General features: G+C 43.5%; 10 protein-coding genes. 1 reads left to right on the top strand and 9 read right to left on the bottom strand.

Annotation, left to right across the window (positions count from 1 at the left end; genetic code table 11):
- Positions 1 to 3: 3 nt before the first annotated feature.
- The 3 genes from smc to ADIAL_RS10260 all read right to left on the bottom strand — a co-directional run bounded on the left by smc (position 4) and on the right by ADIAL_RS10260 (position 4,863).
- Entirely contained in the window at positions 4 to 3,567 is a 3,564-nt protein-coding gene (gene smc / locus ADIAL_RS10270) for a chromosome segregation protein SMC (RefSeq protein WP_034303236.1), read from the bottom strand.
- A gap of 42 nt (positions 3,568 to 3,609) precedes the next feature.
- Positions 3,610 to 4,311, bottom strand: coding sequence for a ribonuclease III (gene rnc, locus ADIAL_RS10265; protein WP_034303234.1), 702 nt, complete (start codon positions 4,309 to 4,311; stop codon positions 3,610 to 3,612).
- Positions 4,312 to 4,590: 279 nt separating this feature from the next.
- Complete coding sequence (locus ADIAL_RS10260; RefSeq protein ID WP_034303232.1) at positions 4,591 to 4,863, bottom strand: DUF427 domain-containing protein; 273 nt, start codon at positions 4,861 to 4,863, stop codon at positions 4,591 to 4,593.
- Positions 4,864 to 5,055: 192 nt separating this feature from the next.
- Here ADIAL_RS10260 and ADIAL_RS10255 point away from each other — a divergent pair, with 192 nt between their 5' ends.
- Positions 5,056 to 6,726 carry an alpha/beta hydrolase gene (locus ADIAL_RS10255; RefSeq protein WP_155849217.1) on the top strand — a complete coding sequence of 557 codons (1,671 nt, stop codon included), beginning with the start codon at positions 5,056 to 5,058 and terminating at the stop codon, positions 6,724 to 6,726.
- Between the two features lie 174 nt (positions 6,727 to 6,900).
- On the opposite strand, the gene ADIAL_RS10250 is transcribed toward ADIAL_RS10255, so the two are convergent.
- From ADIAL_RS10250 to ADIAL_RS10225, 6 genes are all read right to left on the bottom strand, one after another.
- Positions 6,901 to 7,968, bottom strand: a complete 1,068-nt coding sequence (locus tag ADIAL_RS10250; protein WP_051503859.1) for a tyrosine-type recombinase/integrase — start codon at positions 7,966 to 7,968, stop codon at positions 6,901 to 6,903.
- A 707-nt stretch (positions 7,969 to 8,675) separates the two neighbouring features.
- Positions 8,676 to 8,921: a hypothetical protein gene (locus tag ADIAL_RS10245; protein WP_034303228.1), complete on the bottom strand. Its 246-nt coding sequence runs from the start codon at positions 8,919 to 8,921 to the stop codon at positions 8,676 to 8,678.
- A gap of 330 nt (positions 8,922 to 9,251) precedes the next feature.
- Positions 9,252 to 9,725, bottom strand: a complete 474-nt coding sequence (locus ADIAL_RS10240) for a hypothetical protein (protein WP_034303226.1) — start codon at positions 9,723 to 9,725, stop codon at positions 9,252 to 9,254.
- Positions 9,726 to 9,842: 117 nt separating this feature from the next.
- Entirely contained in the window at positions 9,843 to 10,322 is a 480-nt protein-coding gene (locus tag ADIAL_RS10235) for a SixA phosphatase family protein (RefSeq protein WP_051503858.1), read from the bottom strand.
- 55 nt (positions 10,323 to 10,377) lie between these two features.
- The gene (locus ADIAL_RS10230; protein WP_034303224.1) at positions 10,378 to 11,121 is read right to left on the bottom strand and encodes an LEM-3-like GIY-YIG domain-containing protein; all 744 of its coding nucleotides are present in this window, start codon (positions 11,119 to 11,121) and stop codon (positions 10,378 to 10,380) included.
- Positions 11,122 to 11,462: 341 nt separating this feature from the next.
- Entirely contained in the window at positions 11,463 to 13,841 is a 2,379-nt protein-coding gene (locus tag ADIAL_RS10225) for a hypothetical protein (protein ID WP_155849216.1), read from the bottom strand.
- Positions 13,842 to 13,919: the final 78 nt, after the last annotated feature.

The raw sequence follows: 13,919 nt of genomic DNA, 5'->3' as shown, positions 1-13,919 counted from the left end.
GTTTTATGCTTGTTCTACCGTTTCATCGATATCCTGCAGTTGTACGGACACCAGATTGGACACACCCTTTTCTCTCATGGTCACGCCGTACAGAGAATCCGCTTCTTCCATCGTTCCTTTACGGTGCGTGATAACGATGAACTGAGTGTCCGACGCAAATTCATGCAGATAACGTCCAAAGCGCCTGACATTGGCTTCATCCAGGGCTGCTTCGGCTTCATCCAGGATACAGAATGGAATCGGACGGACTTGAATTATGGCAAAGAGCAGGGACAGGGCAGTCAGCGCTCGTTCGCCCCCAGAAAGCAGGCTTAGAGACTGCAGTTTCTTTCCTGGCGGCTGAGCTTCAATCTCTACACCGGATTCCAGCAGGTTCTCTGGATCGGTCAGACGCAGCTGCGCCTTTCCTCCCCCGAACATCCGCGGAAAGACCAGGGCAAACTGTTCTTTAACCTGACTGAAGGTTTCGTAGAAGCGCTTTTTGACTTCCGTATCCATCTGGTCCATGGTGTCATATAATTTTTCCTTGGCTTCAAGTAGATCCTGCTGCTGGCTGGCAAGAAAATCGTGCCGCTCGGCAACGCGCTCATATTCCTCGATTGCAGCTAGATTGACAGGGCCCAGTTCCTCTATTCCGCGTTTGAGGAGTTTCACCCGCTTTTGGGTTTCTTCTTTGTCCAGATTTTCCGGCTGGTTCAGCCGGGCTTCCTCATAGCTTACTGAGTATTCTTCCGACAGATATTCCAGCAAGTGGTCGATCGAAACATCACAGCGTGACAGGCGAATCTCCAGCTGATTTTTTTCTTCTGAAAGCATGGAACGCTTGTCCTGGAGCAGGCTGATAGTATCGTCAAGTTCAGACACAGCATCATCAAGCCGGGCATGGCGGTCTTTTAAAGCCTGTTCTTCTGTATCTAGAGCCTCAGACTGTTGTTTCAGCTGGTTGAGACGGTCCTGCAAATCTTCTTTTGACTCCAGTTCTTCTCCTTGCTGGAGCTGATCCAGCTCAACAGAGAGTGACTGGACAGCTGCTTCAGTTTGAGCTATGCGTGCAGACACACTATCTTTCTTGGAACGGGTGGACGCTAGCATTTCGCGGGCCTGGTTCCATTTTTCTAAGATAGCCGATTTTTCAGTCTGCAGCCGGTCTTTCTGAGCTTCGCTGTCTTCTTTTTCACTGGACAGCTGATCCATTTCGGCTTTCAGTTCTTCCAGGCGACTTACAGCCTGTTGATGGTCATGTTGGACTTGCTTGAGTTGAGTTGTCAGACTCTTTTCTTCTGTCTGGGCTTCGCCACTTTCAAAGAGCAGACCAGTTTTCTCACGCTCAAGCCGCACGGTCGCTTCATTTAGCTGCGTTACTTCGTTTTCTAGCTGTTTTTCAGCCAGACGGCGATCTTCACCACTCTCCCGCAAGTCTTCTAGCTGTGTGCTTAGTTCCGCTCGGCGTTGGTCCTCGCGCTCACTTTCTGCTTTTCTCAGAGCAAGTGTTTTTTCCAGTTCGTCGATTTCGATGCGCAGAGCTTTTTCTTCTTTTTTCTGAGAAAAGAGATGAGCATTGGACGAACGTTTGCCGCCTCCACCGGTCATGGATCCCCCGGCGTTCATCACGTCTCCTTCAAGGCTGACAACGCGGGAAGAATAATTGACGGCTTTGGCGATGGCATTGGCTGACTGCAGATCCTGGGCGACAATAGTCGAGCCAAGTAGATTGCCCATGACCGCCTTGACTTTATCGTCATAATGAATCAGTTCACTGGCAATGCCGATATAGCCTTTAACACTGCTGGCCCGGTCGATATTGACCGGGGACAAAGAGCGCGGCTTGACAGTCGTCAGGGGCAGAAAGGTCGCCCGTCCGGCTTTTTTCTGTTTCAGGTAGGCGATGGCCTGGCGTCCTGCTTTTTCATTTTCTACGATTATAAACTGGCTAGCTGCCCCCAGGACCACATCGATCGCTTCGGTATAGTCTGCGGGCACGTCCATCATGTCAGCGACAGTACCTGTGATGCCTTCCAGTTGATCCTTGGCAGTCATAACTGCCTTAACGCCGGCAAAGTAACCGGCATAGTTCTCCTGCATTTCAGCCAGACTCTGTCTTTTGGCCTGAGCCCGGTTCAGCTGGCGCTCTAGCTGCATGATTCGGTCGGCTTTTTGCTGGTAGGCGCCGTTGAGGGCATCGAGTTCCGCTTTGGTTTGCTTGAACTGCTTCAGCAGCTGATCCAGCCCGACTTTCAGTTCATCTAGCTCCGTCTTCTTGGTTTTAAGAGAGCTTTTTGTTTCTTCCAGTTTACCTGTAACTTCCTGTACCTGTTTCTTCTGCTTTTCTGATGACAAAGAAGTCTGGCTCAACTGTCTAGAAAGATACGTTTCCTCATTGTTGAGCGATGTTTTTTGCTGCATGGCTTCGATATACTGTGCCCGCAGTGTTTCAATCGCTTCTTCCTTGTTGCCCATCAGACGGTTCAGCTGCTCTTCCTTCTGCTGATAAGCTTTTTTCTGCTCTTGTACCGTCTGATTCTGATCATTGTAGAGCACTTCGATTTCTTGAAGTTCATCTTTGAGCGCATCCAGCTGGGCCTGTTCCTTCTCTAGACCCGCTTGTTTTTCACCTAAAAAGGCATCCTGGTGCTTTTCTTTTTCCTCTACAAGGCGCAGACGGGCTTCGGTCCGTTCGATCTGCTTGACTGAATCAATGTGACGGGCATGGATCGCGTCCCGCTCGGTTTCAACCTTATGCAGAGCCTGCTTCTTTTCTTTGACTACCGAGCTGTCCTGTTCGAGCTCCGTGGTCACGGTCAATATCTGCTCTGACAGCTTCTGTGTCTGAGCTTTCAGCGCCTTGTTTTCCTTTGCATATGCTTCGATCGTCTGGACCGAGAGCGCCACGTCTAGATCAGTAAGTTCCTCTTTTTGCTTTACATAACTTTGAGCGATGTCTTTCTGTTCTCTCAAAGGTTCCAGCTGGCCGTTCAGTTCAAACAGGATATCCTGTACCCGGTCCAGGTTATCCTGGGTTTCAAACAACTTACGCTCGGCCTTGCTTTTCTGCGTCTTGTACTTGAACACACCAGCGGCTTCTTCAAAAATAGCCCGGCGGTCTTCTGCCTTGCTGTTGAACACCGCTTCAACCTGTCCCTGAGAGATGATGGAAAAGGATTCCTTCCCCAGTCCCGAGTCCATGAACAGATCCACGATATCTTTCAGCCGGCAGGCGTCTTTGTTGATCAGATAGTCGCTGTCACCATTACGGTTGATGCGACGAGTCACACTGACTTCTTCGAATTCCACAGGAAGAAAGCCATCCTGATTCTCCAGAACCAGGGTGACTTCCGCAATGTTTATGGGCTTGCGCGTATCGGTTCCGGAAAAAATGATATCATGCATTCGGCCGCCGCGTAGAGTCTTGGCTGACTGCTCACCCATGACCCAGCGGATCGCTTCGATGATGTTCGATTTTCCGCTTCCGTTCGGGCCGACGACTGCAGTAATGCCGTCTGTAAAGTCCAGTACCGTCTTGTCGGCAAAAGACTTAAAACCCTTGATTTCTAATCGTTTTAACTGCACGTGTCTATCTCTCCTTCATAGCATTCAGGCTGCAAGCGAACACTACGATTCGTTCGATTCTTCCAGTTTTTCCAATGCAACTTTTGCCGCAGACTGCTCTGCGGCCTTTTTAGACCGGCCAATTCCCATACCCAGAGAATCGCCTTCCACATAAACTTCCACAACAAATTCTTTCTGATGATCTGGACCTCTTTTATCCATCACCTTGTATTCAATCGTCACCACACCATTACGCTGCAGCAGTTCCTGCAACGCTGTTTTGTGATCCATCCCATGAGAGAAAGCACCGGAATCAATTTTAGGAAAGAGGATCTCTTTTAAAATCTCCTTGACGACATCCATTCCCTGATCGACAAATACTGCCCCGATAAAAGCCTCAAACACGTCACACAAAAGTGACGGACGTGTCCGGCCGTTCATCTGCTCTTCCCCCTTGCCGAGCCGCAAATAGTAATTCAGCTCGTACTCTTTCGCTAGCATCGCCAGACTTTCCGCCCGCACGATCGACGCCCGCATACGGGTCAGTTGACCTTCCGGGTGGTTAGGGTACTTATGGTACAAGTATTCAGATACCGTCACTTCCAGTACAGCATCTCCAAGAAACTCCAGTCGCTCCAAATTTCTGATCTCTTTATCACGATGATCATTCGCATAGGATGAATGGGTAAACGCCTCGATAAGTACGGACTCATCAGTGAACGTCACACCAAACGTATCTTTCACATGCTGAAATAATTTTTTCATATAATCTTCACCTCACTTAGCCTATACCCCTTAAGTATACTTGATTTTTAGGGTAAAATAAACCGGAGAAAACACATCCCGCCCGGATTTGAGCAGTCAGGCAGCCCTTTATCCGCCTTTATTCCATAGACTGAACGTGAGCGGATACGTTTAAAACCTTTAATCAGATAGCCGCCGCAGATCTATCAGCTGCCTGATTAAAGGTTTACCCAAAAAGGTCACCCTGAAAACAGATATAAAGACTGTTTTCAGGGTGACTATATGTGCGGGCTGTTCTATCTAAATTAGCTTTCTATCGAAAGCTAAATGGCCAGCTATATGTTTGGCTTTTTCTTTTGGTTCCTCATAAGACCAGGCCGCATCTTTCATAATTTTATCCCCGTACTTGACGGAATAATAAGTCGCAGCTCCTTTCCAGGGACACGTGTACTGCGTATCGCTTTTCACCAAATGCTCCATATCCACATCTTCTCGAGGGAAATAGTGGTTATTCTCCACAATTACTGTGCGATCACTGTCAGCCAAAACGTGATCATCGTAGTTTATTTTCATCCTTTTTCCTCCCTTGTACAGTGCATGACGGATAGCAACTCTGTTCGTCTTCATTATACATGGTCACCCTTAGGAACTGCACTCATATACTCTTAGGGGCAGGAACTAGCAGCAGAAACCTACAAGTTTAACAGATCTTACGGCGGATATTTTGCGCCTGTATCTCGAATCCAGTACAATCAAGAGAAGAACGTGCGTAAACCAAATCAACTCAACTGGAGTGAGACTATGAAAACTGCCCTCAAGACCCTGCTAGCTGCCAATATTTTGTCTTTTATCTTAAGCCTAGTGTATGCTTTTGTGCCCGGACAGACTCTTTACTGGAACGTCTTCGGGATTTTCCTGATTTTAACTTTGACCGGGAACATCCTGGCCAGTCTGCCGGAGGGCCATAAAAGAAGGCTGGATATCGTCTACCTCTCCTTGTCCAGCTTAGGCCTGTTTGCTGTCATGCTTTTGAACACCCTAGCGTCTTCCATTCCGACCCATACAACGTCTATCAGTATAGTCTCCGGACTCTTTATCTTGGCGCTCACACTGACGGGAGCTCTGCTTGCGCGTTCGGCCTTACCGCCTTATACTAGGCGTTTTTCGATGCGTGGTGGAACCTACTTTCAAACGAAAAAATCGAAAATCAGCAGACTGTTCAGGCGTACTATTTCAGTGCTGCTGGCAGCCGGACTGCTGATTGGTCTGATTATGGCTTTTTTCATGCTGGTACCCGTAAGCATCGGAGTAGCCGAAGTCATTTTATCCCAGTACAGCCTGTTTTACCTGCTGATCTTCTCCAGCACTGCGGTCCTCTTCATTAAAATATCCGGCTTCAAAAGCGGGTCCGTTCTGCGCAACGGTGTACTTATTCTAGGAGCCGCGCTCTATGTTGCCTTTGCGGTTCCGACCGTTCTGATTCCTTCCATGCTGGCCGGGGCAGAACAAAGTTATACTGCAGCTTTTGGAGATATCGGCTCAGATTTTGATGATTTGACCGCTTTTCGTCAGCAGCCGCTGTCTTTGCCGGATTACTTTTTCGGCGTCCGGACAGAAGAGTATGAACTTGACGAGGATGTGCTCTACTATGCCGGCACTGAGGGCGTAGACGAGGGACTGGAACTGCGCTATGATGTCTACACCCCGCTTGAAGAAGCAGAGGATCTTCCGGGTGAACGGGCGGTGCTGATCCGTATACATGGTGGAGGCTGGAATACCGGCGGGCGTGGCTTTCAAAACGTCGCCCAGTTCAATAAGTACTTCGCTTCCCAGGGTTATATAGTCTTTGACGTTGAGTATGGGCTCAACAATAAGAACCGCCTATCCGATCTCTCTCCTGTAGCGGAAGAAGTATCTGGAGAATTTTCGATCGATGACATGGTCCGGCATCTAGGTATTTTCCTGACGCACCTAGCAGACAGCCAAGACGTCTATGGGGCAGATATTGATTCTGTTTTCCTCTCAGGCGGATCAGCCGGCGGGCATCTGGCGAACGCGGTTGCCCTCGGTTTGACAAGTGGAGCGTACACGGACGTGCTGGATGAAAGAATAAACATCAGCGGTATTATTCCGCTCTATCCGGCCAATGGACTGGCTGGCTTTCAGGAGATCACGGGAGAAGAAGAATTGGTCGATCCCGCCCTGCTGGTTGACGAAAACAGCCCACCAGCCCTAGTCTACCACGGAGATACCGACCGGATTGTCAGCCTGGATGTGTCCAGAAAGTTTGAACAAACTTATCTAAACAATGGAAACACTGACTTTGCCCTGATCCAGGCCCCATACGGCGAGCATGTCAGTGACCTTTACTTCCCCGGCTATTACAGTCAGATGTTGGTCTACTATATGGAACGTTTTATGTATGAACACAGGTAACGCCTATGCAAACAGCACCTCTTTAGTCCGTACTACCTTGACTAAAGAGGTGCTGTTTTTTGTTTTGAGTAAGAATCAGACTAATTTTTGCACATATAATTAGCAGTACACTTAAGTATCCAGTTAGTGACTGCAAGTTAAAAAAATGCTAAAAAACTGACGGATTTTAGCGTGCTACTTAGAGTCGTAACTGAAGCCGGCCATACTGCTTCGGACCCGTTCTTCATTGGGATCCGCATAATATTTACGGGTCGTTTCCGCACTGGAATGCCCTAGAATAAGCGCCGTTAAGTACATATCCTTAAAGGTATTATAGTGATTGGTGCCGAAAGTCCGTCTAAACACGTGGGGAGTGATTTTCATGGACAACTCGGCCCGCTGGCGGTATTTTTCCAGCATATTGCGAATAGAACGGGGATGGATCCGCTTGCCCTGCATGGATAAAAACAGGGCGTCCTCATGTTCTCTTAAAGCGTGCGTCATCGCCTTACGCTGATCAAGATACTCCATGATCACATCATAAATGGCGTCTGGAATCGGGATGATCTGCTCGTTTCCGCCTTTGCGCAAGACAACCAGGGCATGCTCTTCAGTAAAAACATCCTGAATGTCCAGCGTCGACACTTCACTGACTCGCAGGCCGCAGTAGGCGAACAGTACAGCGATCACATAATCTCTATATTTTGTTTTTAGATGATAATTACCGGCATGATCGCTTTGTACGTTCATATCTTCTTTGATCGTCCTGAAAAAGCGCTGGACCTCGTCATCTGTTAGACGATTCTTGATTCGAACCCGTTTTTTCATTTTCATCTCTACTCGCTTAGTCACATCTCTCGCGATCAGGCTGCGGGTAAAGAGATAATCGAAGAATACGCGTAAGGTAGCCAATTTGCGGTTCTTCCCTTCCGACTGGTTGGTGAAGACCTGATCGATTTCCTTGCCTGTAGCCGTCTTGTAGGTCTTGGTATAATGCGTCAGGTAATTTAAAAAATCGACTATATTTCGCTCAGAGAGGCCATTCAAGTGTTTGGTGGTGATGTCCTGTGTCTGTTCCACTTTTATAATACGCTCAGCAACTAAATAATCATAAAACAATGTCAGGTCTTTAGCATATTCAAAACATGTACTCAAAGACTTGGACGTTTCAGACACATATATGAAATCCAGTGTAAATTCAGGCAAGCGCGCCTGCTTCTCTCTAAGTTTTAAGCGAACCAGTTTTTCCTGTTCGGGTCTCATGCGGACACCTCCTTAAGGTACTTAGTATACCATAAAACATACGTTCGACTGAATAGTGTATCGTATCCTTATTCAAGGATGCATGCAGCAGTCAGAAGCATTGAAAATGGAAAGCATTCAAAGCCGCAAGCTCAAAAAAGGAACGCAAGGCCTTGAGCATGTGTATTGAAGAAGAAAACAGCCCTGTCTTCCCTGTTTTTTTTTGGAACAAGCATAGACACACATGAAAAAGCCATGTTTTAATATTCTAAAATGACGCTTAAACGCTGCTATAAAAGCAATCATTCCCATTCACGACAGAATGTAACGGATCGTATAATCTGTTTTAAGTACCACTGTACGGAATAGTTGCCTGAAACAGGCTTAAAATCATCCTCTCGCGCAGCATAAAAAGAGGCGCAGTTGATATTATTCTTTAAAGTTTTTTATTTGACCTCCCCTTATTAACAGAGGCACATTTACTTAATTTGTCCGCAAAATAAGATAATTTATCCAATTCTCAACTATTCTAAAAACTCTACTTTTCGGAATAGTTGACGATTACATGCTATTTGGGGCCTTTTTTACTTGTACCCTGCGCTCTCTTTATTTTTTACAAGAAACTTTTTGTCGCACCGAAAACAAAAAGCCAGACCCCGTCTGCTCAAGAACTGACGGGGTCTGGCTCTATCAAGTGTACTGTAGGGGTTTCTCTGTTTTCTCGTGGTCTACTCTAGCCCGTCTTCCCACGTGTTGACATGGTCCATGACATATACTTGCTCTTGGGGATTCAACTGGCGAAACAAAGCTTGGAACACTTCTTCGTCCATGTCTTCCCAGTTGTCCAAAATATTTGTCAGCTTGTCATAATACTCCGGTTCTTCGTATTTCAACAACTCGTGATGTTCTTCAGTGGACAGTTCTTCCTGCTTGTCTACTTTACTCTTAATGTCCCGGTATCGTTTACTAGACATGATGACACCCCCTCCTTTATCGGTCATTGTTTGTTCTGCTGATGATTAGTAGCGGATAATGGACAGGGAAACAAGATTAACTAAACGCGTGCGGGGTTTGAGGTCATCAAAAATAGGAAAACAACCTAAAACATAGCGACCACTAATTTAAATGAGCATCGCTTCTCTCTTTATACTATTATAACCTTTTCCAGTCAGTGCTTCTAGCTTAAGCATTATTAGAGGGATGATTTAAAAGAACCGTATAGATCAATTAACATCTATTATCCGGTTCTCTCAGTATAATGCTTGCCTGTCCACATTTGCTTGATTATAAATAATGTGACACACTTAGCTCTTTTCTTTCAAGAGATGCAATACTTGAAGCCCATCTGATGGATGCCCAGAATATGATCCCATCCATCTAGGATACTTAACGGGTACGGCTGTCACCAGAAAACTTACAGCACAGAAACTGGCTGTTGCAGACAGTAACGTTTGAACATCCAAATTAGAAGCCAAAGGGAGCAGGAGGCCAAAGCCAATGGCCATAAGCAAAGACACAAGCGGCCCTCCAATGATATTTATGATTCTTTGTTTTTTGTCCATCTCACCCTTTGAGCTGCAGAAGCCATAATAAGACCACTTTAAATGAAAGTGGAGTCTTCCGATATTGAAGCTTCTTTTGTCAGGATCACTTAAACGACCCAAATGTACATGTGCGGTTGCTCTAGACGACATGACAGCAGCTATACCGTGCCCAATCTCATGCATCAAAGTACACAGCGGAATAATCAAAATATAGAAAATGATAGTTACTAACATAAGGTGCTCCTTTGTCGAAATATTACTTGCAAAACATTTACAGTTTCAGCTCCTTGCATCATTCATAAGGAATAAGTGTTTGAAGATAGCCCTTTTTGTCACTTTATAATTGATTAACTACTTGCCGTAAGCTTTAGGGTCGCTCTCCCATAAGAGCTTTCCTTTGAATAGATTACCTTCCTGCAATTTTAGCAGCGCCATGCCGCCTTTTTTAAAGGAAAACTCAGAACCCACCAGTTCTCTAACCCAGTGACCTAAAGATGGCTCATGCCCTACACAGACAATACGGGTATCAGCGTCCAATGCGCTTATTGCTGCTGCTAGTGCGCTGAAGTCTCCATTAGCAATAAAGTCTTTTTCCTCTGCACTGTTTAAACCAAAGACTTCCGTAAACAGATCAGCTGTTTGTCTGGCCCGAATGAGCGGGCTCGTCCAAACCACTATATTGTTTTGTGTTGTTAAGTTGCCTCCCGTGTTATCTAAAAACGCACGAAATTCTTCTTTCCCCTTTTCAGTCAATTCTCTCAGCCCATCATTTTTATCAGCTGAGCGGTTTTCAGCCTTACCGTTGCGTAATAAAAGCAGTTCATTAGGCATAGGTGTCACTCCTTTGGGCTAGATTGTAAGTAAATAGGTATCTATCGTAGGCACACTAAAAATTATATTTAATCGGATTTGCTGCCCCCTTTTTTCTATATTTTACGGGCACTCTCTTACGTAAATATAACTCTTTTATAGAGCTATCTGCTTCATGTCCAACAAATCCGATTCTTTTAGGCTCTTCAAAATTAAATTCCGGGAAGTTGTCTAAGGTCGCAGCCTTCCATTCAGTCGGAACAAATACACCTATAATGATTCCTTGCATGACGGCTAGAACATACTCAACTTTTTCTGATTTAGCCTTGCTTATTTTCCAGGCAAATCTTGTAGCATCGTAAATGTTTTGGTCAAAAACAGTTTTATTAATAGTAATCATAAGGACCTTGTGCTCAAAGTTTGCTTCTTCTGACATATATTTATCAATTATTTCCAATGCGTGCATTGGTCCATAGTCGTTGCTGCCCTGTCCACCTACTATGTTCGATGCGCTTGGGTATGCATCGATTAAAGCAGCTTCAACTTCTAAAGCCCCTTTTTCGTCCATGCCATGCCTGTGAATGACATGAATGACTTCAAGCCCCGCGCGATCTATTTCTCTTATAATTCGTATTTTATCATCAGCCTCTTCAAAGTGATCAACTCTATCATAAGCTTTCATATGGTTAAACACTCTGTTTCCTTTACCTTTACCAACATAAAATGTTTCGCCATTTCTCGGATCAATTAGCCTGTAGACATAATATTTTAGCTCTTCTATTACCTCATTGGGGAATTGTTGTATTTTACTATTATACATAATACTCTCCTTTTTTGTCATAGGGGAAATATCACCTGTAGTTGTAAATCTTTTCCTTTGAGCACAATTTGAAGCTGCTGGTATTATACGATACTATTATTTTTTAAAAGATATCAAGATATTCATTAATACAGTGCCCCTGCTTGTAGAAGAATGAATATCTAGTTTCCATGTAAGTATCAGTCTCCAGTTTCTTTTAAACTAATCCTTATTTCCTCGTAAATTATTTCTAATAATCTACAGCACTTATTTTAGATGCAAAGTTGTTTGATTTTTAAGTTTAGATCTTTAACTTGCTCATGTATATCAAACGCGACCATAAATAATTTGAATGATTAGTATTATTCATAATCTTTTCCAACTTCAAATGAGCTGATAAATTTTCTCATACTGTTTTTCGCAATTTTCATTGCTTTTACAGATTCTTCAGCATTTTTTATTTTTCTCTGAAGTTGTTTCTTCTCTTGTCCTGATAATTCACTAACCCGCATATTTAATTCAATGATACCTTTCTCAATTACCATAATCTTATTTACATATTGTTCATAAACGGTATTAGAATATGCCAAGTCGTGTTCATCATTTAAAAAGATTTCTCTAATCGATACTAGCAGTTTAGCAGATTGTTTAATCGTATTCTTTTTCCCAAGAAGTCCAAACACACCAACAGCTCCACCGATACCTGTGCCAACGCCCGCTCCTAAAAGAGCCCCTCCACCAACTATTGCAATAGTCCCTCCAGCCATACCCGCACCTCCAGCGGCTACAGCTCCACCACCTAAATAAGCGAGTGAGGCAGCAGTTAAAGCAGCTCCACTGAGTCCGGCAAATTTAGATCCAACTAAAGTAACGGCAATAGCTGGGGCAAAGGCACCTGCTGTGACAAGAGTTAAAATGGTTATAAGAGAAGTTACTGAAAGAGATAATATGGCCGTTTTCAAAGTCTCGCTCAATTCGTTAATTATTTTATTATATGTTTTGCGCAACCTGAAAATATAATTTTGGGGATAATAACTCTCAACGAAAAACGAATTAATGAAATGATCCCCTGCTTTTTTATTGTACCCGTTTAATTTATTTTGAATTGATTTGTACTTGTTGTCTGGCTTAGTTTTTCCTTTATTATCTTCTTCCAGCTCTAAAGTATAATAAGGTTCGAACAGCATGGTTTCTAATAAAACTAATTTAAACCATCTATTAGTTGGTTGATTAGTTTCGATAACTTCTTTTAACTCTTCTTCTGTAAACCATCTAAGCTCAGAATCCTGAATGTTAACAAAACCTGCGAAGTTTTTGCTCATGATTTCTTTCCATTCGACAAGCCATAAATGTTTTAAAACTTTAATATCTCCTGATTTCCTAGGTGTTTTAGTAGTTCTTATATCATTTAGTGTCTTGTAATATTCTAAGTTATAAAGAATCTCTGTTTGTTCTAATGTTAACCCGAAACTGTCTTCGACCATATCTTCACCCACTCTTTTATTTATATTGTTATCCAATTCTAAATAGGTGTTGCTTTCGATGACTTTGTACATTTCTCTAATATTTAATAAATTTCTCTTGCTTAATCCCCAAGAAATTTCTGAACCTACAGCAACCATGAATCGACCTATGCCTACATAGTTAACAGCTATCCAGTTTTTTTGAGAAATAAAAGCTTCGCTAATATCTATTGAGGTAAATACACCAGTAGAAATGGTAAGCATCCGGCTAAGAGTAGGATTGTTAATAGGTTTCACATTTTCCCATCTAATTTGTTTTAGATTACTCTCTGAATGAATCGGGTACTTCTGCAATTCAAGACCTAGTCGTCTAATAAAGTAAAAACTTCTCACCATGCATTCATTTGCAATTACGGGTAATGCCTGACGGCTGACTTCAATTCCTAAACCCATCTCTGCGCGTAAATCAAAGCGGAGTTCTTCCCCTTTAATGATGTTTCCATGCTGATCTCGTTTAGCTAATAGAGTCCCATTAAATAACTTAGATAAAAAGACTGAAAGTGAGTGGTCTTTTACAGTCATTTCTTTAAAAATAGGTAAGGCAGACAACTCTTTAGCTAGTGAAAGCAATGGACCGGGTATGCCTGTACCCCCACTTTTACCTACTGTATTACTTGACCCTGCCATGTCACTTACAAGGTGAAAAAACCATATTATTGTACCTTTGAAAATTTTTGACGGGACATCGTCACCAATATATACTTTGCTTCTTTCTGGAACATCAACTACTTTAAATTGCCCTATTGTGTCGGTTCCATATGATTTATATGTAAATTGAGTTAAAAGAGAAAACATTAGACCAACGATGGTAGGATGATGGCCAAAATCACGCAGATGATGCTGAAGGCTACCACCTAAATCTGCAGTATTACCGTCACTTGGTATCGGGAATTTATTTTCAAGAAAGCGAACGGAAGATTCTAGATCATTAGACTTTGATCCAAGCAATTTTGCTGTTTTGACAACAAATCGGTCAACTTCTTCAGCTGCTATAGCTCGCCCTCGTTCAAGGTTGAATTTCCCTACCCATAAGGTATCTAATAGTCCGCTTAAAATACCACTACCAATTGAAACTAAATAGTCATTTGTATCCGGCTGGTTGGATAATAAACTTATTTCATTTTCGATATCAAAAATAGCTTGATAAAGATTAAAATCTGAATCAGCTAAAGACTGGTATGACTTCACCTCTACTTGTAAAACAGAAGAATTATCCATATAAATGCCTCCAATTGTAATAGTGTATAAGTTAATTAAAGTATACCATTTATATATCGCATAAAGTGAAATTGATAG

This window comes from Alkalibacterium sp. AK22 (assembly GCF_000585255.1).
In the GTDB taxonomy this organism is placed as follows: Bacteria; Bacillota; Bacilli; order Lactobacillales; family Carnobacteriaceae_A; genus Alkalibacterium.
This window is presented reverse-complemented; position numbering and strand designations above follow the sequence as displayed.

What these genes read in the sequence shown, in the direction of transcription:
- ADIAL_RS10245 (WP_034303228.1), bottom strand. Translation starts at nt 8,921, where the DNA reads ATGTCTAGTAAACGATACCGGGACATTAAGAGTAAAGTAGACAAGCAG.
- ADIAL_RS10240 (WP_034303226.1), bottom strand. Translation starts at nt 9,725, where the DNA reads ATGTTAGTAACTATCATTTTCTATATTTTGATTATTCCGCTGTGTACT.
- ADIAL_RS10250 (WP_051503859.1), bottom strand. Translation starts at nt 7,968, where the DNA reads ATGAGACCCGAACAGGAAAAACTGGTTCGCTTAAAACTTAGAGAGAAG.
- ADIAL_RS10260 (WP_034303232.1), bottom strand. Translation starts at nt 4,863, where the DNA reads ATGAAAATAAACTACGATGATCACGTTTTGGCTGACAGTGATCGCACA.
- ADIAL_RS10235 (WP_051503858.1), bottom strand. Translation starts at nt 10,322, where the DNA reads ATGCCTAATGAACTGCTTTTATTACGCAACGGTAAGGCTGAAAACCGC.
- ADIAL_RS10230 (WP_034303224.1), bottom strand. Translation starts at nt 11,121, where the DNA reads ATGTATAATAGTAAAATACAACAATTCCCCAATGAGGTAATAGAAGAG.
- ADIAL_RS10225 (WP_155849216.1), bottom strand. Translation starts at nt 13,841, where the DNA reads ATGGATAATTCTTCTGTTTTACAAGTAGAGGTGAAGTCATACCAGTCT.
- rnc (WP_034303234.1), bottom strand. Translation starts at nt 4,311, where the DNA reads ATGAAAAAATTATTTCAGCATGTGAAAGATACGTTTGGTGTGACGTTC.